Below are 304 nucleotides of genomic sequence, written 5' to 3' on the forward strand. Positions count from 1 at the left end.
CGGCCTGAAGGCGACCGTCAAGACCACCTGCACCGGCGTGGAAATGTTCCGCAAGCTGCTGGATCAGGGTCAGGCTGGCGACAACGTCGGCGTGCTGCTGCGCGGCACCAAGCGTGAAGAAGTTGAGCGTGGTCAGGTCCTGGCGAAGCCGGGTTCCATCACCCCGCACACCAACTTCACCGGCGAGATCTACGTGCTGAGCAAGAACGAAGGTGGTCGTCACACCCCGTTCTTCGCGAACTACCGTCCGCAGTTCTACTTCCGCACCACCGACGTGACCGGCGCGGTTAGCCTGCCGGAAGGC

General features: G+C 63.5%; 1 protein-coding gene. It reads left to right on the forward strand.

Annotated elements, in window-relative coordinates; genetic code table 11:
* Positions 1–304, forward strand: a 304-nt coding sequence (locus tag E5K04_RS16180) for an EF-Tu C-terminal domain-related protein (protein ID WP_407920094.1), incomplete at both ends; no start/stop codon positions are given.

Origin of the sequence: Crenobacter intestini (assembly GCF_004919095.1) — a bacterium.
GTDB classification, from domain to species: Bacteria; Pseudomonadota; Gammaproteobacteria; order Burkholderiales; family Chromobacteriaceae; genus Craterilacuibacter; species Craterilacuibacter intestini.